This is a genomic window from Klebsiella sp., assembly GCF_027492335.1.
Lineage (GTDB): Bacteria > Pseudomonadota > Gammaproteobacteria > Enterobacterales > Enterobacteriaceae > Klebsiella > Klebsiella huaxiensis.
This window is the reverse complement of the sequence record NZ_JAPUEW010000047.1, coordinates 152,369-170,518: the sequence shown is the minus strand read 5'-3', so window position 1 is coordinate 170,518 and position 18,150 is coordinate 152,369. Positions and strand designations below refer to the sequence as shown.

At 56.0% G+C, this 18,150-nt stretch carries 19 protein-coding genes and 1 tRNA gene; 4 read left to right on the top strand and 16 right to left on the bottom strand.

Features of this window, described 5'->3' with window-relative positions; genetic code table 11:
- Window positions 1-42: 42 nt before the first annotated feature.
- The 8 genes from phnK to QVF11_RS14390 all read right to left on the bottom strand — a co-directional run bounded on the left by phnK (window position 43) and on the right by QVF11_RS14390 (window position 5,722).
- On the bottom strand, window positions 43-801 hold the full coding sequence (gene phnK, locus QVF11_RS14425; protein WP_287857877.1) for a phosphonate C-P lyase system protein PhnK: 759 nt from the start codon (window positions 799-801) through the stop codon (window positions 43-45).
- Window positions 798-1,646 carry an alpha-D-ribose 1-methylphosphonate 5-phosphate C-P-lyase PhnJ gene (locus tag QVF11_RS14420; protein ID WP_287857876.1) on the bottom strand — a complete coding sequence of 283 codons (849 nt, stop codon included), beginning with the start codon at window positions 1,644-1,646 and terminating at the stop codon, window positions 798-800. The genes phnK and QVF11_RS14420 overlap by 4 nt, the downstream gene beginning before the upstream one ends.
- Window positions 1,639-2,703, bottom strand: coding sequence for a carbon-phosphorus lyase complex subunit (locus QVF11_RS14415; RefSeq protein ID WP_112216302.1), 1,065 nt, complete (start codon window positions 2,701-2,703; stop codon window positions 1,639-1,641). Before QVF11_RS14415 ends, QVF11_RS14420 begins: the two co-directional genes overlap by 8 nt.
- Window positions 2,703-3,287, bottom strand: a complete 585-nt coding sequence (gene phnH, locus QVF11_RS14410; protein ID WP_112216303.1) for a phosphonate C-P lyase system protein PhnH — start codon at window positions 3,285-3,287, stop codon at window positions 2,703-2,705. The genes QVF11_RS14415 and phnH overlap by 1 nt, the downstream gene beginning before the upstream one ends.
- Complete coding sequence (phnG, locus tag QVF11_RS14405; RefSeq protein ID WP_112216304.1) at window positions 3,284-3,736, bottom strand: phosphonate C-P lyase system protein PhnG; 453 nt, start codon at window positions 3,734-3,736, stop codon at window positions 3,284-3,286. The genes phnH and phnG overlap by 4 nt, the downstream gene beginning before the upstream one ends.
- A complete protein-coding gene (gene phnF, locus QVF11_RS14400) occupies window positions 3,737-4,462 on the bottom strand; it encodes a phosphonate metabolism transcriptional regulator PhnF (protein ID WP_112216305.1) in 726 nt (241 codons plus the stop codon).
- 297 nt (window positions 4,463-4,759) lie between these two features.
- Window positions 4,760-5,194 (bottom strand): VOC family metalloprotein YjdN, encoded by a 435-nt coding sequence (gene yjdN, locus QVF11_RS14395; RefSeq protein WP_287857871.1) that lies wholly within the window; start codon window positions 5,192-5,194, stop codon window positions 4,760-4,762.
- Between the two features lie 192 nt (window positions 5,195-5,386).
- Window positions 5,387-5,722, bottom strand: coding sequence for a zinc ribbon domain-containing protein YjdM (locus QVF11_RS14390; RefSeq protein ID WP_139540880.1), 336 nt, complete (start codon window positions 5,720-5,722; stop codon window positions 5,387-5,389).
- 539 nt (window positions 5,723-6,261) lie between these two features.
- On the opposite strand from QVF11_RS14390, the gene proP reads away from it, so the two are divergent.
- Window positions 6,262-7,764, top strand: a complete 1,503-nt coding sequence (gene proP / locus QVF11_RS14385) for a glycine betaine/L-proline transporter ProP (RefSeq protein WP_142981225.1) — start codon at window positions 6,262-6,264, stop codon at window positions 7,762-7,764.
- A 51-nt stretch (window positions 7,765-7,815) separates the two neighbouring features.
- On the opposite strand, the gene melR is transcribed toward proP, so the two are convergent.
- Window positions 7,816-8,757: a transcriptional regulator MelR gene (gene melR, locus QVF11_RS14380; RefSeq protein WP_139540882.1), complete on the bottom strand. Its 942-nt coding sequence runs from the start codon at window positions 8,755-8,757 to the stop codon at window positions 7,816-7,818.
- Between the two features lie 237 nt (window positions 8,758-8,994).
- Here melR and melA point away from each other — a divergent pair, with 237 nt between their 5' ends.
- Entirely contained in the window at window positions 8,995-10,341 is a 1,347-nt protein-coding gene (gene melA, locus QVF11_RS14375; protein WP_287857863.1) for an alpha-glucosidase/alpha-galactosidase, read from the top strand.
- Window positions 10,342-10,553: 212 nt separating this feature from the next.
- Here melA and cbpM read toward each other — a convergent pair whose 3' ends face one another.
- The 3 genes from cbpM to QVF11_RS14360 all read right to left on the bottom strand — a co-directional run bounded on the left by cbpM (window position 10,554) and on the right by QVF11_RS14360 (window position 12,604).
- Entirely contained in the window at window positions 10,554-10,859 is a 306-nt protein-coding gene (cbpM, locus tag QVF11_RS14370) for a chaperone modulator CbpM (RefSeq protein WP_110274519.1), read from the bottom strand.
- Window positions 10,859-11,779: a curved DNA-binding protein gene (gene cbpA / locus QVF11_RS14365; protein WP_110274518.1), complete on the bottom strand. Its 921-nt coding sequence runs from the start codon at window positions 11,777-11,779 to the stop codon at window positions 10,859-10,861. Before cbpA ends, cbpM begins: the two co-directional genes overlap by 1 nt.
- Before the next feature lie 144 nt (window positions 11,780-11,923).
- Complete coding sequence (locus tag QVF11_RS14360; protein WP_112216310.1) at window positions 11,924-12,604, bottom strand: TerC family protein; 681 nt, start codon at window positions 12,602-12,604, stop codon at window positions 11,924-11,926.
- 223 nt (window positions 12,605-12,827) lie between these two features.
- On the opposite strand from QVF11_RS14360, the gene QVF11_RS14355 reads away from it, so the two are divergent.
- Window positions 12,828-13,616, top strand: a complete 789-nt coding sequence (locus QVF11_RS14355) for a DsbA family protein (RefSeq protein WP_287857856.1) — start codon at window positions 12,828-12,830, stop codon at window positions 13,614-13,616.
- Window positions 13,617-13,701: 85 nt separating this feature from the next.
- On the opposite strand, the gene QVF11_RS14350 is transcribed toward QVF11_RS14355, so the two are convergent.
- Window positions 13,702-14,298, bottom strand: coding sequence for a TetR/AcrR family transcriptional regulator (locus QVF11_RS14350; protein WP_112216312.1), 597 nt, complete (start codon window positions 14,296-14,298; stop codon window positions 13,702-13,704).
- Window positions 14,299-14,412: 114 nt separating this feature from the next.
- Here QVF11_RS14350 and QVF11_RS14345 point away from each other — a divergent pair, with 114 nt between their 5' ends.
- Window positions 14,413-15,000 carry an NAD(P)H-dependent oxidoreductase gene (locus QVF11_RS14345; RefSeq protein ID WP_142514453.1) on the top strand — a complete coding sequence of 196 codons (588 nt, stop codon included), beginning with the start codon at window positions 14,413-14,415 and terminating at the stop codon, window positions 14,998-15,000.
- Window positions 15,001-15,209: 209 nt separating this feature from the next.
- On the opposite strand, the gene QVF11_RS14340 is transcribed toward QVF11_RS14345, so the two are convergent.
- The 3 genes from QVF11_RS14340 to QVF11_RS14330 all read right to left on the bottom strand — a co-directional run bounded on the left by QVF11_RS14340 (window position 15,210) and on the right by QVF11_RS14330 (window position 18,132).
- Window positions 15,210-15,285, bottom strand: a tRNA-Phe gene (locus QVF11_RS14340).
- A 115-nt stretch (window positions 15,286-15,400) separates the two neighbouring features.
- Entirely contained in the window at window positions 15,401-17,488 is a 2,088-nt protein-coding gene (locus QVF11_RS14335; RefSeq protein WP_287857852.1) for a DUF1176 domain-containing protein, read from the bottom strand.
- Between the two features lie 68 nt (window positions 17,489-17,556).
- Window positions 17,557-18,132 (bottom strand): transcriptional regulator, encoded by a 576-nt coding sequence (locus tag QVF11_RS14330; protein ID WP_112216244.1) that lies wholly within the window; start codon window positions 18,130-18,132, stop codon window positions 17,557-17,559.
- Window positions 18,133-18,150 lie beyond the last annotated feature (18 nt).

Below are 18,150 nucleotides of genomic sequence, written 5' to 3'. Positions count from 1 at the left end.
CGTAGGCCCGTGCAAGCGAAGCGCCGCCGGGCAACTGCAACATCAGTTCTGCAACACCGACGACACCAGCAACTGGGTGTAGGGGTGATGCGGATCGTCGAGCACCCGGTCGGTTAAGCCGCTTTCCACCACCTGACCCTGCTTCATCACCAGCAGGCGGTTAGCCAGCAGGCGGGCGACGCCGAGGTCATGGGTCACAATCACCACCGCCAGATTCAGCTCGACCACCAGGCCACGCAGCAGATCGAGCAGGCGCGCCTGCACTGACACGTCCAGCCCGCCGGTAGGCTCATCCATAAACACCAGCTTCGGATGGGTTACCAGGTTACGAGCGATCTGCAAACGCTGCTGCATGCCGCCGGAAAAGGTGGTGGGGAGGTCGTCAATGCGTGAAGGCGGGATCTCCACCTCCTGCAGCCACTGCTCGGCGGTGGCGCGAATATCACCGTAGTGCCGGGCGCCGGTCGCCATCAGGCGCTCGCCGATATTGCCCCCCGCCGACACCTGGCGGCGCAGGCCGTCCATAGGATGCTGATGCACTACGCCCCATTCGGTGCGCAGCAGGCGGCGGCGATCCGCTTCGCTCATCGCGTACAGCGAGCGGTTCTGATAGCGTACTTCGCCCTGCTGCGGTGTCAGGCGGGCGGAAATCGCCTGCAGCAGGGTTGTTTTCCCGGAGCCGGACTCGCCGACGATACCCAGCACTTCGCCCGGCCATAGCTCAAACGATACATCGCTGAAGCCTTTGCCCGGCGCGTAAAGGTGGGTCAGGTTATTGACCGCCAGTAACGGATGACTCATTTTTTCTGCGCCTCGCTCTGTTGGCGGCAATAGTCGGTATCGGAGCAGACAAACATTCGTTTGCCGCTGTCGTCGAGCACCACTTCATCAAGATAGCTATGGCGCGACCCGCAGATGGCGCATGGTTCGTCCCATTCCTGGACGGTAAACGGATGATCGTCGAAATCGAGGCTTTCCACCGGGGTATAGGGTGGCACCGCGTAGATGCGTTTTTCGCGCCCGGCACCAAACAGCTGTAGCGCGGGCATCATATGCATCTTCGGATTATCGAATTTAGGAATCGGCGATGGATCCATCACGTAACGTCCATTCACCTTTACGGGATAGGCGTAGGTGGTGGCGATATGGCCGAAACGGGCGATATCCTCGTACAGCTTTACCTGCATCACGCCGTACTCCTCCAGCGCGTGCATGGTGCGGGTTTCGGTTTCGCGTGGTTCGATAAAGCGCAGCGGTTCCGGGATCGGCACCTGGAAGATCAGGATCTGATCTTCGACCAGCGGCGTTTCCGGGATCCGGTGACGAGTCTGGATCAGCGTGGCGTCTTCGGTGCATTCGGTGGTGGCGACGCCGGTGACGCGCTGGAAAAACTGGCGAATCGACACCGCGTTGGTGGTGTCGTCGGCACCCTGATCGATGACCTTCAGCACGTCGTTTTCACCAATCACGCTGGCGGTAAGCTGAATGCCGCCAGTTCCCCAACCGTAGGGCATCGGCATCTCGCGACCGCCGAAGGGCACCTGGTAGCCGGGGATCGCCACCGCTTTCAGGATGGCGCGGCGGATCATGCGTTTGGTTTGCTCGTCGAGGTAGGCAAAGTTGTAGCCGGTCAATGCATTAGCCACGTTGATTCTCCCGTTGCAGGCGTTTAAGCAGCGCCAGTTCGGCCTGGAAATCGACATAGTGGGGAAGTTTTAAGTGCGAAACGAAACCGGCCGCTTCGACGTTATCGGCATGAGCCAGCACAAACTCTTCGTCCTGGGCCGGGCCGGCCACCTCTTCACCGTACTCCGGTGCCTGGAGCGCGCGGTCCACCAGCGCCATCGCCATCGCTTTGCGCTCGCTCATGCCAAACGTCAGGCCGTAGCCGCGGGTAAAGTGCGGCGGCTCATCCTGCGGGTCAACAAAGCCGTTAACCATTTCGCATTCGGTCATCAGCAGTTCGCCGATATTGACAGTGAATCCCAGCTCTTCGGGGGTGATTTCTACCGCGACGTAGCCGCTGCGAATTTCACCGGCAAACGGGTGATTGCGCCCGTAGCCGCGCTGGGTGGAGTAGGCCAGCGCCAGCAGATAACCCTCGTCGCCGCGCACCAGCTGCTGTAAACGTGAAGAGCGGGAGCAGGGATAAACTGGCGGATTACGGGTGATGTCATCGGGCTGCGCGTTGCTATCTTGCTCGGCCTTTGTCAGTTCTTGCTGGACCAGAAGATTAAAGACGTGCGGCGTCGGTTCCTGTGGCGTGCTGTTGGTTGCCAGTGGCGGCGTTTCACCGTTGGCCAACAGGGTAAAATCGAGCAGGCGATGGGTGTAATCGTAGGTCGGGCCGAGCATCTGGCCGCCGGGGATATCTTTATAGACCGCCGAGATACGACGCTCAAGGCGCATGCTGGCGGTATTGACAGGCTCGCTGACCGCCAGCCTTTGCAGCGTGGTACGGTAAGCGCGCAGCAGAAAAATCGCTTCAACGTTATCGCCGCTGGCCTGCTTTAGCGCCAGCGCCGCCAGCTCCCGGTCGGCGATGCCACCTTCGGTCATCACCCGGTCCACCGCCAGGTTGAGCTGCTGGCTAATTTGCTCAACGCTGATTTCAGGAAGCCGTCCATCGCCTCGACGTTTATGTTCCTGCAGGGCGTGAGCGGCGACGATCGCCTTCTCACCGCCTTTGACGGCTACGTACATTAGCAGACCTCGACATGGGTGGTGCGCGGGATAGCCAACAGGCGTTCGCCGCAGGTCAGGATCAGGTCGATGCCCAGCGGGAACGGGTGCGGGCGCTCGGTCAACTCTTCAATAATGCATTCCGGCAGCTGCGGGGCGATCATCCGCTCTTCGGCGATGCCCGCGCCGGTCAGACGCAGCATACGACCGCCGCTAAGGCTGGCAAGCTGGACAATCAGCGTCACGCCAGTTTCCGGAGCGACGACGGTCCCGGCTGAGAGCACGTTCAACTGTTCGGCGCTGATGCTGTCATTGGCGACGGCGAAGGTCGCCTGCTGGGGCTGTTCAACCAGCGGCGCGCCGGTATGAAATCGCAGATTCTGCCCGACAAGGTCGTTATGCAGCGCGGGAGCCAGCCAGACCGGCGTGTCGTGATCGACCAGCGTCAGCAGCAGGCTGGTGGAGGCGATATTCAGCGGCTGCCAGCCGTGCTGGAGCTGTTGCAGGGAGACGATCATTCCCGGCTCGCTCATTGCTTTCAGCAGACGGCGGAAACTGTGTTGGGCGTCCTGCACCGGTAGGGTAAAGGCGGTTTGTAATGTCATGCGTTATCTCCGCGAACCAGAGTAAAGAAGTCGACCCGGCTGGCGTTGACTTCGGCGCGTCGGGCTTCAATGCGCGCGCTACGTTGTTCTTCCAGCGGGGTTATCAGGGTTTCCATCAGGGTGTGAAAATGGTGTGGCGACTGCATCAGGGCATCGATAGCCGCACAGCGTTCGGCGTGCGGACGGTCGCGGCCAAGGATCCAGCTATAGCCGAGCGTTCCGTCGGCCAGGCGAATCGCGGCGCGAGTTAATGTGGTATCACCAGCAAAGAAACGATCGCCGATGCCGCCCATGCGCGCCTGTAGCTGCACCAGGCCGGTTTCCGGGGTACGAATCAGCTCATACTGCGGCGCGAGGTTTAGCGTTTGCATCCGCGCGGCAAGCTCTTGTGGTTCACTGTGGGCCAGCACGGACATCCAGTGCTGGCGGGTAGCGGTATCAAAGTGCATTCAGTGCTCCATCGTGAATTCAATCATGTCGGCGCGGGTCAGGCTGACGGAGTATTCCGTTGCGCTCTGCTCGGCCTGGCGATGATTTAGCGTGCGCACGCACAGCAGCGGCGCCATATTGGGAATGCCGAGGATGTTGCTCTCTTTCGCCTGCGCGCGTCGGGCGCTGATTTTGGTGCGTACGCGGGTCAGTTCGATATCAAGCTGTTCGCGCAGCAGGTCATGGAGAGAGCCGTGGGTAAAGGTTTGCAGCACCGGCCACAGGCGCAGGTCGGTAAAGTAGTGGTCTATCAGACACAGGGCGACGCCGTTAACGCGGCGCAAGGTGCGCAGGTGAATAATGTTATCGCCTTCGTTAATGGCAAAGGCTTCGGCCACGTGACTGCTGGCCGGGCGCAGGACCGACAGCAGCTTCTCGCTGGTCGGATGGCTGCCCTGTTCGAGAAGGTTCTGGCTAAAGCGCGCCTGGGCATTGAGCGGGTAATCTATCGGGCGCATCAGCACCAGTACGCCGACGCCCTGACGGCGCTGGACCCAGCCGCGTTCCACTAGCTGATCGATAGCCCGGCGCAGGGTATGGCGGTTGACTTCGAAGCGGGTCGCCAGCTGCTGCTCTGCGGGAAGATAGTCGCCGCAGCGGTAGTGGTGGCGAAGCTCTTGCTCAAGTTTGGCGGCAATTTCCTGATATCGTGTCGGGTAACTGGTCGGATGTCTGGATAAGTACATGTCAATCGAGCCTCACTAAGGACAAGAAGGTTTTTCCCTCTGAGCGTGGGCCGATCCTGACGGATTATTGTTACATCTCGGTTAAAACATGATGACCGGAGGATGAAGAGTGGGTGCCAGTGGGATGACAAGACGAGGGGATATCTGCGCGCTGACCCTCACTCCGGCCCTCTCCCAGAGGGAGAAAAGCAGGCCCGGAGTCGGCTGTTTGTAGAACGGCTGAGTAATAAAAAAACAGCGCCAGACGGTCCCCTCTCCCTTTTGGGGAGAGGGTTAGGGTGAGGGGGTACGTAAGCTTTAAGGCTCTTTCACCACGTTGACCATCCACGGGACGCCGAAGCGGTCGGTCACTTTACCGAAACCGTGAGCCCAGAAGGTTTCCTGCCAGACCATCTCTATCTGTCCGCCATCGGCGAGGCCGTCAAACCAGCGTTTACCTTCCTCAATATCTTTTGGATCCAGCACGAGGGTAAACCCGGCGTAGCGCTCCGTTTTGCTGGAGGGACTGTCGCTGAGCATCAGGACACTATCCGCAATGCGAAGGCTGGCGTGCGCGATACCGTCGGCAGCCAGGTGCTGGCCGGAAGAGCAACCGTCCTCGGCATTTTGTATATCCTGCGGCATTTCGCCGTAAGTGATTTGGTGGATGAGCTCAGCACCCAATGCCTGCTGGTAGAACGCGATGGCTGCAGCGCAGTTGCCGCTAAAAGCGATATAGGGACTTAAGGGCATAACCATTACCTCAGGTAACGAATATCCCATTAAGCGTAGAAGGGGATTGCAAAATTAAGCCAGGCGGCAACGACGATCGTGGGAGACTGTAGCCCTGGTAAGCGCAGCGTGACCGGGGAATAAGGGCCACTTTTCAGATTTTTTTACCGGGAAATATATTTCCCCCCGACGATGTACGCCGGGGGAATTAAATCAGTTCTTTTTAACAAATTCGGATTTTAGCTTCATCGGACCAAAACCATCAATTTTGCAGTCAATATTATGATCGCCTTCAACCAGGCGGATATTCTTCACTTTAGTACCGATTTTTAGCATCGAAGAGCTGCCTTTAACCTTCAGATCTTTGACTACGGTAACGCTGTCGCCGTCGGCCAGTAAATTACCGTTGGCATCTTTGACAATCAGCGCGTCGTTATCGTCAGCAGGCTCGGCATTGTTCCATTCGTGGGCGCATTCCGGGCAGATAAACATGCCGCTGTCTTCATAAGTGTATTCAGAATGGCATTTTGGGCAGTGTGGCAGTGACATGACGTTCCTCGCGATTACTGGATAAAACAGGACGTTGGTCCATTAAATGGCGGCTGATAGCCGAAAGTGACGCTGATTATAGCGCAATCACGTACTTTTGTCGGGCCTTTTTTATGATGAATAGCAACGGAGAAAGAGAATATATATCACGAGAGTTCGCTGGGGTATTTCCATAAAATCCGCCAGATATTTCCGGAAGTATATCGCTAAGTTCCAATATTCATTGAACTTATTGGTTGTGGGCGACTCTGTTTAAGGGTGGGTAAATTTTTGTGAAGTTGATCCCATAATTAAACGCTGTTAGGGTAAAAAGGCGAGATCGCAAATTCACCATACTTATAGCGACTCCGTTTATTCATTTATGGCCAGAGCAGGCGTCAACAGGTTCGGTTGTACAGACTGTCAGCAGACAGTGCAGGCAAACCTGCTACGCTTGAAAGGTGGAGCACAGCAATGAATTGCTCCCAACGCATGACGCGAATGACCTTGTCATTCGGCGGAGATTCGTGCGCTCAAGGCGAGAGCAAAAGAGGAAAATTATGCTTAAAAGGAAAAAAGTAAAGCCAATCACTCTTCGGGATGTGACCATCATTGATGACAGCAAACTGAAGAAAGCGATTACCGCAGCGTCGCTGGGTAACGCGATGGAATGGTTCGATTTTGGGGTATATGGTTTTGTTGCGTATGCCTTAGGTAAAGTCTTTTTCCCCGGTGCAGACCCCAGCGTGCAGATGATTGCCGCACTCGGTACATTCTCGGTTCCATTCTTAATTCGTCCGCTAGGCGGCCTGTTCTTCGGGATGCTGGGCGATAAATATGGTCGACAAAAGATACTGGCGATAACCATCGTCATTATGTCGATAAGTACATTCTGTATCGGTCTTATTCCGTCGTATGCCACGATTGGTATTTGGGCGCCGATCCTGCTGCTGCTGTGTAAAATGGCACAGGGTTTCTCGGTTGGCGGGGAATATACCGGTGCATCTATCTTTGTTGCGGAATATTCGCCTGACCGTAAACGTGGCTTTATGGGCAGCTGGCTGGACTTCGGTTCGATCGCCGGTTTTGTGATGGGCGCGGGCGTGGTGGTGCTGATTTCCAGCGTGGTGGGCGAAGAGAACTTCCTCGACTGGGGCTGGCGTATTCCGTTCTTCCTGGCGCTGCCGCTAGGGATTATTGGTCTTTATCTGCGTCATGCGCTGGAAGAGACCCCGGCGTTCCAGCAACATGTTGATAAGATGGAGCAGGGCGATCGCGAAGGATTACAGGAAGGGCCGAAAGTCTCCTTTAAAGAGATTGCGACTAAACACTGGCGCAGCCTGCTGACCTGTATCGGTCTGGTGATTTCCACCAACGTGACCTACTACATGCTGCTGACCTACATGCCGAGCTACCTGTCGCATAACCTGCACTATTCAGAAGACCACGGGGTGCTGATTATTATCGCGATTATGGTCGGGATGCTGTTTGTGCAGCCGGTTATCGGGATGCTCAGCGACCGCTTTGGCCGTCGTCCGTTTATTCTGATTGGTAGCGTTGCGCTGTTCGCGCTGTCGATTCCGGCCTTTATCATGATCAACAGTAACGTTCTCGGCCTGATTTTCGCCGGTCTGCTACTGCTGGCGGTGATCCTGAACTGCTTTATTGGCGTCATGGCCTCGTCGCTGCCGGCGATGTTCCCGACCCATATTCGCTTTAGCGCCCTTGCCAGCGCCTTTAACATCTCGGTGCTGATTGCCGGTCTGACGCCAACTCTGGCGGCGTGGCTGGTGGAAAGTACGCAGAACCTGATGATGCCAGCCTACTATCTGATGGTGATTGCGGTTATCGGTCTGATTACCGGCCTGTCGATGAAAGAGACCGCGAATCGCCCGCTGAAAGGGGCAACGCCTGCGGCGTCCGATATCCAGGAAGCGAAGGAAATCCTCGGCGAGCACTACGATAACATCGAGCATAAAATCGAAGATATCGATCAGGAGATCGCCGACCTGCAGGAAAAACGTTCTCGTCTGGTGGATCAGCATCCGCGCATCAACGACTAATCCGTTTTGCTGTTAATCAATGCCGCCGTGGGCTTCCCCCGGCGGCATTTTTTATACCTCTGCGGGCGGCAGGCTGTGGCGACGCTGCTGGCTCAGCTTACGGTACTGCTGCGGCGGCATGCCGACATACTTGTTAAAGGTGCTGTAGAAGCGGCTGCTGGAGCGGAAACCGGCGGTAAGGGCGATATCCAGGATAGTTTTATCGGTGTCGCTGAGCAGGGCGCGGACGTGATTAATGCGCATCGCGGTAATGTACTGCTTCATGGTCTGCTGCATCACCCGCTGAAAAATCCCCATGGCGTAGTTGGCATTCAGCTTCACGTGCTCGGCAACGTCGTCGACGGTGAGCGCCTGATCGTAATGGGCGGCGATATATTCCAGCATCTGGCTGACGTAAAATTGAGCGTGGCGCGACACGCTGTTCTTGTGGGTACGCGAGGTTTTGTTTACCAGAATTGGCTGCCAGCCGGAGAGGCTCAGGCGTTTGAGCATCAGGGCAATTTCATCGATCGCTAGCTGGCGGATCTGTTCATTGTCGCTGTTCAGCTCCTGCTGCCAGCGCTGGATTTCAAACACACTCAACTGCTGGGCGGCCAGCGATTTCACCACCATCCCGTGAGTGACGTGGTTGATAAGCTCCCGGTCCAGCGGCCAGGACAAAAACAGATGCATCGGCAGGTTAAAGATAGCCATCTGCTTGCAGTCGCCGGGGCGCGTCAGACGATGAGGCGTACAGGCCCAAAATAGCGTGATATAGCCCTGCTTAATGCGTACCACTTCATCGTTGATCAGATATTCCACATCGCCATCGAAGGGAACGTTCACCTCCACCTGACCGTGCCAGTGGCTGGCGGTCATCGCATAAGGCGTGCGCAGTTCGATATCCATTCGCTGGTATTCCGAGTAGAGCGCCAGCGGGCTGCGGGGTTGATGCTCATCGCTACTGCTCATATAGGAGTCGGCAGGCTGCGCCGCGTGGGATTTATCGATCATGATGTGGATTCCTGAATCATCATACTTGCCGATTTTTGCGCCAGTGAGCCCTCATCTTAGTCGAAATAACGGCCCGTTTTCTCTTCTTTTCCGCCCATTTATTCCCAAAAACTCATATTTTATGCTTGCAGATAGTCGATCTGAGTTTCCGGGAATGCTCCGGCGGGAAGAGGGCAGCGCGGCAAAGGCCCGGCATGCCACTCTGTCACCGTTCAATGACCTTATGGAGAGAGCCCTATGTCTGCCCCAAAAATTACCTTTATCGGTGCCGGTTCGACGGTGTTTGTCAAAAATATTCTCGGTGATGTTTTTCAGCGCCCGGCGCTGAAATCCGCGCATATCGCCCTGATGGATCTGGATGCGACTCGCCTGGAAGAGTCACATATTGTGGTACGTAAGCTGATGGATTCACTCGGGGCTGATGGGGAAATTAGCTGCCACCGCGACCAGAAAGCGGCGCTACAGGATGCGGATTTCGTGGTGGTAGCCTTCCAGATTGGCGGCTATCAGCCCTGTACGGTGACCGATTTTGAAGTCTGTAAGCTGCATGGTCTGGAACAAACCATTGCTGATACCCTTGGCCCGGGCGGGATCATGCGCGCGCTGCGCACGATTCCACACTTGTGGCGCATCTGCGACGATATGACCGAAGTCTGCCCGAACGCCACGATGCTTAACTACGTCAACCCGATGGCGATGAACACCTGGGCGATGTATGCCCGCTATCCACATATTAAGCAGGTTGGACTGTGCCATTCGGTGCAGGGGACGGCGGAGGAGCTGGCTCACGATCTGGACCTTGACCCAGCGGATTTACGCTACCGCTGCGCGGGCATTAACCATATGGCTTTTTACCTGTCGCTGGAGAAAAAGCTTAGTGACGGCAGCTACGTCAGTATTTATCCGGAGATGTTACAGGCATTTGCCGAAGGCCGCGCGCCGAAGCATCGTGAGGATTCGCGCTGCCAGAACATCGTCCGCTATGAGATGTTCAAAAAGCTGGGCTACTTTGTCACCGAATCCTCCGAGCACTTCGCGGAATACACCCCGTGGTTTATCAAACCAGGGCGTGAGGACCTTATCGAGCGTTATCAGATACCGCTGGACGAGTATCCGAAACGCTGTGTAGAGCAGGTGGCAAACTGGCACAAAGAGCTGGAGCTGTATAAAACCAGCGAGCGTATTGAGGTTAAACCCTCACGCGAATACGCCAGCACCATTATGAATGCCATCTGGACCGGCGAGCCGAGCGTGATTTACGGCAACGTGCGTAACGATGGCCTGATAGATAACCTGCCGCAGGGATGCTGCGTGGAAGTGGCTTGTCTGGTGGACTCTAACGGCATTCAGCCGACCAAAGCGGGCAAGCTGCCTGCCCATCTGGCGGCCATGATGCAAACCAACATCAACGTACAGACTCTGCTGACCGAGGCGATCCTCACGGAGAACCGCGATTACGTCTATTATGCGACCATGATGGACCCGCATACGGCGGCGGTGCTGGGTATTGAAGAGATCTATGCGCTGGTGGATGATCTGATCGACAGCCATGGCGACTGGCTGCCGAAGTGGGTGCAGGGTTAATAAGATATTGCGCGGTATTTGTGCCGGATGGCGGCTTTGCGTTTTCCTCCCAGTTTGCGCTGCGCAACAGGTTCACCGTCGTTTTGCGGACCGGTAGCCCGGACAGATGCGCAGCATCGCCTCCGGGAAAGTATGCCATCCTGCGCTATGCTCCCGGGGGCGGCGCCAGGCGCCTGCCCGGGCTACGGGTTTACCGCCGTCTGCGGACAGGCTTAACTATGCGTCAGAAAGCGCGCCAGTCGATGCTGAAGAATTTGATTCTCGCGGCTCAGGCGCGCGTTTTCATCCAGCAGCGTCAGCGCCACGGCGATACCCGGCCAATCCAGCTCCAGCTCTTGGCGCAGGCGCACGGCGCGGTGAACGAGCGTCACCGCGCTATCATCAAACAGCCAGTTTTCCCGCTGTGGCTGGCGCGGTTCAATCATGCCAAGACCGACAATTTCGTTTAGCTCCTCTTCGGAAACGCCGGTGTGGAGACAAAACTCGGTAATCGTGAACGTCACTGTTATCTTAGCCATCAGGCTTTCCCCCATGTCTTGCGCGGCTCGAAGCTGGATTGCGCATCGGCCAGCTGCTGCCAGAGTTCGCGGCTCTTCTCATCTGGTTTTGGCGGCATAACGATTTTAATCACCGCATACAGATCGCCGGTGGTGGTTTTGCTGACCAGCCCTTTGCCTTTCACGCGCAGGCGCTGCCCGGCCTGACTGCCCGGTGGAATGGTTAGCAGAATGCTCTCTTTCAGCGTTGGAATGGTGACTTTGGTACCTAATGCGGCTTCCCACGGCGCCAGCGGCAGGACGATTTCAAGGTTGTGGCCGACGATATCAAACAGCGGGTGCGGGGCGATATGAATCACCAGCCACAGGTCGCCGTTTGGGCCACCATTTTCGCCGGGGGTGCCCTGGCCTTTCAGGCGGATGCGCTGGCCATCAACGACGCCCGAAGGAATTTTCACATTCAGCGTTTTCGGCGTTTCGCTCTCGACCATGCCAAAGATGTTATAAACCGGCAGTTTATAGCTGATGGTGCGCGTCTGCTCGGCCAACGTCTCTTCAAGGAATACCGCAACTTCTATCTCTAAATCGTGGCCGCGGACACCGTGCTGGCGGCGGCTTTGGTGTGCCTGCTGGCCAAACATCGAAGAGAAAATATCGTCAAAGTCCTGCTGACTGTAGCTTTGTTCATGGGACTGCTGATGTTGACGACCAAACTGCGGATCGTTGCGGTGCTGCCAGAGCTGGTCATACTCGGCGCGACGCTGGTCATCTTTGAGGACTTCCCAGGCTTCGGCGAGATCTTTGAATTTAGCTTCGGCCTCGGTTTCTTTGCTGACATCGGGGTGATATTTGCGTGCCAGACGGCGATAGGCGGTCTTGATGGTTTTCAGATCGTCCGTTGGCTGAACCCCTAAAATGGCATAATAATCCTTTAATTCCATGATGTTATCTCATTTATGCGCAATAGTACGGTTACAGATCCCTGGATCAGGTGTCTTTAATAAGCGTAGGGCAAATGAGCGCGGATGGGAGGGAAAAGTGGCGCAAACTTGACGCCGTCGGGATTGACGGCGTCGGAGCGGACGCTATTCGGCGGAGGGCCTGCGGTTTCTGCGTAGTCCTTCCAGCAGTACCAGAGCTGCGCCGATGGCACCGCCAATCAAAGGGAGAGCCGCGGGTGCGTTGGGGAACAGATGCACGATAGTCACGTCGGTCACCATCATCGAACCGGCAATCCAGCCAATCAGCGCGCCGCCCAGCATCACCACGGACGGGAAGCGGTTAAGGATCGCCAGGACCAGTTTACTGCCTGCGACGATAATCGGGATGCTGATCAGCACGCCCAATGCGACCAGCACCAGGTGGCCTTTCCCGGCGGCGGCAACCGCCAGTACGTTATCCAGCGACATAATCACATCGGCGACGGTAATGGTGACCGCGGTGCGCCACAGGCTGCTGGAGCTGCTGACTTCGCTCTCTTCTTCCTGATTCGTGACCAGCTTGATGCCAATCCACAGCAGCATCAGCGCACCGACTACTTTTAACCACGGTAACGAGAGCAAATAGATAGCCACTGCCAGCAGCAGCACGCGCGCCACTATCGCGCCGAAGGTGCCGATAATAATGGCTTTGGTTCGCTGATGTGGCGGCAGCTTACGGCAGGCCATCGCGATCACTACCGCGTTGTCGCCGCCCAATAACAGATCGATAGCAATAATTTGCAGCAGAATGACCGCCACGTCCCACTGACTGAAAAACTCGTTCATACCCAACTCATCTAACTAAAAAAGGATCCCACAGGGAAAAGCAGGGGGCGAAGCGTACTCCCGTTCGGTCGCGTTGACCACCGGGCGGAAAGCCGGCACGTATATGGTTATTGAAAAATATAGTTACCAATCATTGCCCTGTCTGGTGATGATTCGCCGGCAAAGGATGATATTTTGTGGGTAAAGACACACCTGCCGTTTACCTATCGCAAGGACTACCCACATGCCCGGCCATAAGAATTTACTGACACTCGCCTTTATTGGCGCCGCTCTGCTTCCGGTGATGGCGACCGCCGCTGATGCGCCTGCGGCGACGTTTACGCCCGAACAGGAAGCCCGTATTGGCAAAATTGCTGCCGATTATTTAGTTGCGCATCCTGAAGTGCTATTGCAGGCCAGCCAGAAGCTGCAACAGATTCAGGAGCAGCAGCAGGCCAGCGCGGCGACTCAGGCAGTACTGAAGAACGCTGTCGTACTGACTCAGGATAAAAATACGCCGACCTATGGCCCGAAAGAGGGCAAAGTGACGGTCATTGAGTTCTTTGATTATCAATGCGTTTACTGCAGTCGTCTGGCGCCGGTTATGGAGCAGGTGATCAAAGAGAACCCGCAGACTCGCTTCGCTTTCAAAGAGTGGCCTATTTTTGGCAGCCGTTGGGAAACCTCTCTGGAAGCGGCGAAAACCGGTCTGCAGATTTATCAGCAGAAGGGCGCAGAAGCCTATTTGACCTACCACAATGGGATTTATTCCACCGGGCATAACGAAGGCAAGCTGACGGCCGCCGACATCCAGCAGCAGGCGAAGAAAGTGAATTTCGACGCGAAGAAAGCGACGGATGTTGGAGCGGTGCTGGATGGCACGAATCAACTGGCGCAGGAAATCGGCCTGAGCGGCACGCCCGGGGTTATCGTGATGCCAACAACGGGTGCCACGGAAGCGACGATTACCGTGTTCCCAGGACTGGCGGATAAAGCCTCGCTGGATGCGGCGATTAAGAAAGCAGGCGGCTGATAATTAAAGCGCCCGCCGCCCGGTGGCTGGCGCTTGTTAGTTTTGTAGGCCGTGTAAGGCGTAAGCCGCCACTTGGCAGTGCTCCTCATGCACGGCAGCAGCGCTGCAACATCGACATAATCACCTGAAATAGCTCATCTTTAGCCTGTTGTTCTGTGATGACGCCGTTCACTACCGCGGTCGCTAGCCCGTCAGCGGAGCCGAGCATGGCAAGAATGGCGGCCTCGCTGAGATTATCGCTTCCACAAAGCGGTGAAAAGTATTGCCGGCATTTTGCGGTAAATGCGGTGATGCACTCTTGTTTGATCTTCTCCAGCTCAGGTGTCCCGGCCAGCGCGGCCATCACGCTCGGCATTTCCCGTCCCTGATGTAGCACGCACTCGATGTAAGCGTCGGCGATCGCTGAGGCCATTTTTTCTGCATCAGGCTCAGTGTTGCGTAATATCTCATCCATCTTCGCCGTCTGGCGTTGGTCGTACTCGGTATAAAGTGTGGCGAAAAGTCCCGAACGGCTGTCAAAATGATCGTAAACCACCGGTTTGGTGACGCCCGCCTGTGTCGCCAGGTAGCCCAACGTCAGGGCATCGGTTCCTTCTTCACGAATAATATGCCAGGCGACATCAACCAGCTGCTTGTGCCGTTCTTCTCGCGATAAACGCTGCCGTACGAGTGGTTCAGACATAGGGCATTCTCCCGTTGACAAGCTTATATACCAAAGGTAACTTACCATCGGTAGGTTACTGTTAGTATATAAGACTACGTCCGATATCGTCATATGGCAACTGGAGTCTCCGTCATGCATGCATTAATTGTGGTTTCTCACCCCCTTAACACTTCTTTGACGCATAGCGTCGCCACGGCGATTGCCCAAGGGATCGCTGAATCTAACCCGCATAATACTGCTGAACTCGCTGATTTAACGCAGGAAGGTTTTAACCCGGTTTTTGCTGCGCCGGATATCGCAGCTTTCCTGCAAACCGACGCCACGCCGGCAGATGTGATTGCTGAACAGGCCCGGATCGACAACGCCGACGCGCTGGTGCTGGTTTTCCCTATTTATTGGTGGTCGATGCCAGGTCTGCTAAAAGGATGGATCGATCGCGTGTTCTCAAACGGCTGGGCTTATGAGGAGACCGCCGATGGTAACGTAGTGAAGAAGCTGGGCCACCTGCGGGTGCATCTGGTTGCCTTAGGCGCAGCGAATCAGAAAACGTATGATAAGCATGGGTTCACGGATGCGTTTAATGCACAAATCTCCCATGGGATTTTTGACTATTGTGGAGCTACGGTAGTGAGTTCTCAGATGATGTTGTTACCGGAACTGGAAACGGCGGAAGCTCATCTGGAAGCGGGGCATCAGCTTGGAAGGACGATGTTTAGCTGAAAGCAGAAAAGCAAAAACCCAGCCATAGGCTGGGTTCTTTAAATAGTGGTGCCCGGACTCGGACTAACGCCGGAGGCGTTGAACAGCGCGCTTGTCGCGCTGGCCCCGAAGGGGTGAGCCGCTGTGCGGCGAATAATCGAACGTAGTTCGATGAAGAGTCCGGTTCTCAGAAAGCAAAAACCCAGCCATAGGCTGGGTTCTCTAAATAGTGGTGCCCGGACTCGGAATCGAACCAAGGACACGGGGATTTTCAATCCCCTGCTCTACCGACTGAGCTATCCGGGCAACGGGGCGCATTAAACCGTAATCCGTACGATCCGTCAATCAAATTTCTCGATTTATCTACCGGTTGCTTAACTTTACGGCAATTCTGCGCCCGAAGGCGCTTTTTTGCTTAAAATCACATCATGCCGTTATCACCTTCGCGAGTTTTCCAGCCGCTGGTTACCGAGATAGCGCGGCGCAGCCCGGATATGTTGTAGTCGCCAACGATGTCTTCGTCATCGCGCGGCGAGCTGATGGTGATTTCCGCATCAACGCCGTGACGGTATGCACCGTGGTGGCTAAAGATGGTACCGATAAAACATTTTTCGTTCAGCCAAACCGGAATGTAAGCCACGGTTTCATAAATATAATTAGATGCCACGCCGCTGTAGTAGCTGTCCGCATCGTCGGCTGATGTACCTGGGGGGATAGGGCAAATCGGCGCGTCGCTGTCGCTCTGTGGCTTATCCTTCAGCAGGCTGCTCTGCATCACTTCCAGCGACTTCAGCAGATCTGACTTTTCCCCGTCGCTCAGTGCAGGCGTCAGCGGCTGGTCTTTCTCCGGCGAGCTGATGTCGTCGAGGGTGTAGCGATAGCGAATTGTCACCGCCGGGGTGCTGCTGGAGGGGCTAAAAGGGCGCAATAGATAGAGGTTATCTTCGCCAAACTGGCCGTTGTACCAAAGCGCGTAAACCTGGCCGTTAATTCTTACCCAGTGGCTCCACTGGTTCGCTCCGCGGCCGTTCAGGGAATAGAGCGCGCCAGGAACGCCTGCGTCAAAGTCATCGCCGTTGCCGCTGTCGTCGTTATTGACCGCATCAAAAGCATCATCCCCGCGTTTTAATACGCCGGTGTAGCTAAAGAGGCCCGTGCCGCCGACGTAGCTGTCGATGATTAAATCGCGTCTGCCGTCGCCGTCGAGGTCCACCAGCGTAAAGCTGACTTTGCCGTTTTCGGAGTCGGCGCTGATATCGGACTGGAGAAATGCCTGCCACTCATCATCACTAATATCGGCGGAGGGCTTCGTCGTCGAGACCAGAGAGTCATCCGCATAGGCCAGCGTAAAATGGCTGACATGACCGCTGAGGGGAAACTGTTCGGCGATTTTATTTAGATCCAACTCCGGGTTGGCCTGCTGCTCTTTTAATACGGCGTTGTATAGCGCCTTCAGTGCGCTGTTATCGGCATCTTTCTGCTGTTTGGGGATAACCTGGCTGACGAAGGTAGGTAGCATCCACGCGCCGCCGGGGGCGATTTCACGGCAGTCGCCAGTAGTGTATTTCAGGCTCTGGACAAACGTTTTGCCATCCCAGACGCGCTCTTCTCCGCTAATACAGTCGGCGATACCGCGGCCTTTGTGGAAAAAGGTGATAACGCCATCGGCATAGCTGGAGGCGTCGGTGGTTACCAGTTGAGGCTGGGTCAGCAGCGTTTTATCCACGGCCCATACGGCGTAGCCGTCGTTATAGGCCGCGCGCCAGCATAGTGTCTTGATCAGCGTGTGGCTTTTATCCAGCGGGGTGGCGGTGAGCTGGCGCTCCGATGCCGGAATATCAGCGTTCTGCCAGTCATCGCAATGGCTGTTGAGCAAAGGGACCAGCTGTGGGAGAAGTTTTTGCCGCTGCTTTGCCGTTAGCGTCGTGGTTGCTGCATTGTGAATGACAGGCGCGGCGATAATTTCCGGCGCAGGCGTTGCCGCCAGGATGTTGTCATCTCCTGCATCGCCTTTACGCAGCAGCGCATCGGCGGTGCCCAGGCGCTGCTGGAACTCATCCATTTTCAGAAATACGGCGCTGCTGCCTGTGCTGGAGAGCTGCTTGCGCTCGTCGTTAAGCGCCAGCTCAATTTTGCCGTTGTGCTCCAGGGCCTGAATCAGAGCCGCTGTCTGGGTATCGTCAAAGCGAAAATGGCTCTCGTCGTTGGCATCAAGCGCGCCGTTATCCTGACCGTCGATGAATAAATTCACCGTCGCATCGGGCGGAATATCGTGCTCGGTCTGGGCGAAGGTGGCGAGGGCGATGACGTGCTGTGCCTCGCCCGCGTTGCGTGTCAGCAAGACGCTGACTTCACCCATTGTCGTGCCATAGCCCGCAGCCCGACAGGTACCGGTGTTGTCACAGGCAAGTTCCCAGTCTTTGTGCGCGAAAGAAAAACCTTGCGGGGAAGCTGCCAGAAGCGGTGTCGAACACAGCCCCATGATGGCAACCCAAAGAAGAGAACGCATATAAAACCCTGTCAGCATATCCGTGAGGGGGAAATTATATGCGTGATGTATCGGTTAAGATATCGGAATCAGGTTAGAGCCCCGCCCATTCGGCACTGAGCAAAACGCAAAATGTCTTCCGCCAGGCGACGTGCGGTATCGACATCGGCCTGACTGCGTTTGATCAACAGGCGGCTCAGGCAGCCTTCGATAATAAGTTCCATCTGCTTCGCGACCATTGCCGGATCGTCAACTTCGAGCTGGCTAAGCAATTCATGAGTGTAGGCCAGCGAAGCCTGCTTTTGCTGCTCAGCAAGCTGATGGATCGGATGCTGGGCGTCCGGATAGAACGTACAGGCAGCAATAAACAGGCAGCCTGGATAGCGATGATTGCTCACGCATGTGGTCAGCGCAGCATAACGCGCCAGCAGTTTCTGCTCCGCGCTTAGCGAGTCGTCCAGCAATAGCTGACGACGCCAGACGTCGACCTGATGGCTGAGATAGCGTAGCGCGTCATACAGCAGGGCTTCGCGGTCGGGCCAGAAACGCTTGAGGTCATCGAGCGGGTAAGCCACGCGCTCGGCGACCATTTCCAGCGTGGTGTTCGCGATACCCTCGATTTCGAGGATTTGGATGGCTTCACCCAGGACATCTTCACGTTGCACGGTCTTCTCCTCCATTTT

Coding starts and splice junctions, on each gene's coding strand:
- phnK (WP_287857877.1), bottom strand. CDS start 801: ATGAGTCATCCGTTACTGGCGGTCAATAACCTGACCCACCTTTACGCG.
- QVF11_RS14415 (WP_112216302.1), bottom strand. CDS start 2,703: ATGTACGTAGCCGTCAAAGGCGGTGAGAAGGCGATCGTCGCCGCTCAC.
- phnH (WP_112216303.1), bottom strand. CDS start 3,287: ATGACATTACAAACCGCCTTTACCCTACCGGTGCAGGACGCCCAACAC.
- phnG (WP_112216304.1), bottom strand. CDS start 3,736: ATGCACTTTGATACCGCTACCCGCCAGCACTGGATGTCCGTGCTGGCC.
- phnF (WP_112216305.1), bottom strand. CDS start 4,462: ATGTACTTATCCAGACATCCGACCAGTTACCCGACACGATATCAGGAA.
- yjdN (WP_287857871.1), bottom strand. CDS start 5,194: ATGCCCTTAAGTCCCTATATCGCTTTTAGCGGCAACTGCGCTGCAGCC.
- QVF11_RS14390 (WP_139540880.1), bottom strand. CDS start 5,722: ATGTCACTGCCACACTGCCCAAAATGCCATTCTGAATACACTTATGAA.
- proP (WP_142981225.1), top strand. CDS start 6,262: ATGCTTAAAAGGAAAAAAGTAAAGCCAATCACTCTTCGGGATGTGACC.
- melR (WP_139540882.1), bottom strand. CDS start 8,757: ATGATCGATAAATCCCACGCGGCGCAGCCTGCCGACTCCTATATGAGC.
- melA (WP_287857863.1), top strand. CDS start 8,995: ATGTCTGCCCCAAAAATTACCTTTATCGGTGCCGGTTCGACGGTGTTT.
- cbpM (WP_110274519.1), bottom strand. CDS start 10,859: ATGGCTAAGATAACAGTGACGTTCACGATTACCGAGTTTTGTCTCCAC.
- cbpA (WP_110274518.1), bottom strand. CDS start 11,779: ATGGAATTAAAGGATTATTATGCCATTTTAGGGGTTCAGCCAACGGAC.
- QVF11_RS14360 (WP_112216310.1), bottom strand. CDS start 12,604: ATGAACGAGTTTTTCAGTCAGTGGGACGTGGCGGTCATTCTGCTGCAA.
- QVF11_RS14355 (WP_287857856.1), top strand. CDS start 12,828: ATGCCCGGCCATAAGAATTTACTGACACTCGCCTTTATTGGCGCCGCT.
- QVF11_RS14350 (WP_112216312.1), bottom strand. CDS start 14,298: ATGTCTGAACCACTCGTACGGCAGCGTTTATCGCGAGAAGAACGGCAC.
- QVF11_RS14345 (WP_142514453.1), top strand. CDS start 14,413: ATGCATGCATTAATTGTGGTTTCTCACCCCCTTAACACTTCTTTGACG.
- QVF11_RS14335 (WP_287857852.1), bottom strand. CDS start 17,488: ATGCGTTCTCTTCTTTGGGTTGCCATCATGGGGCTGTGTTCGACACCG.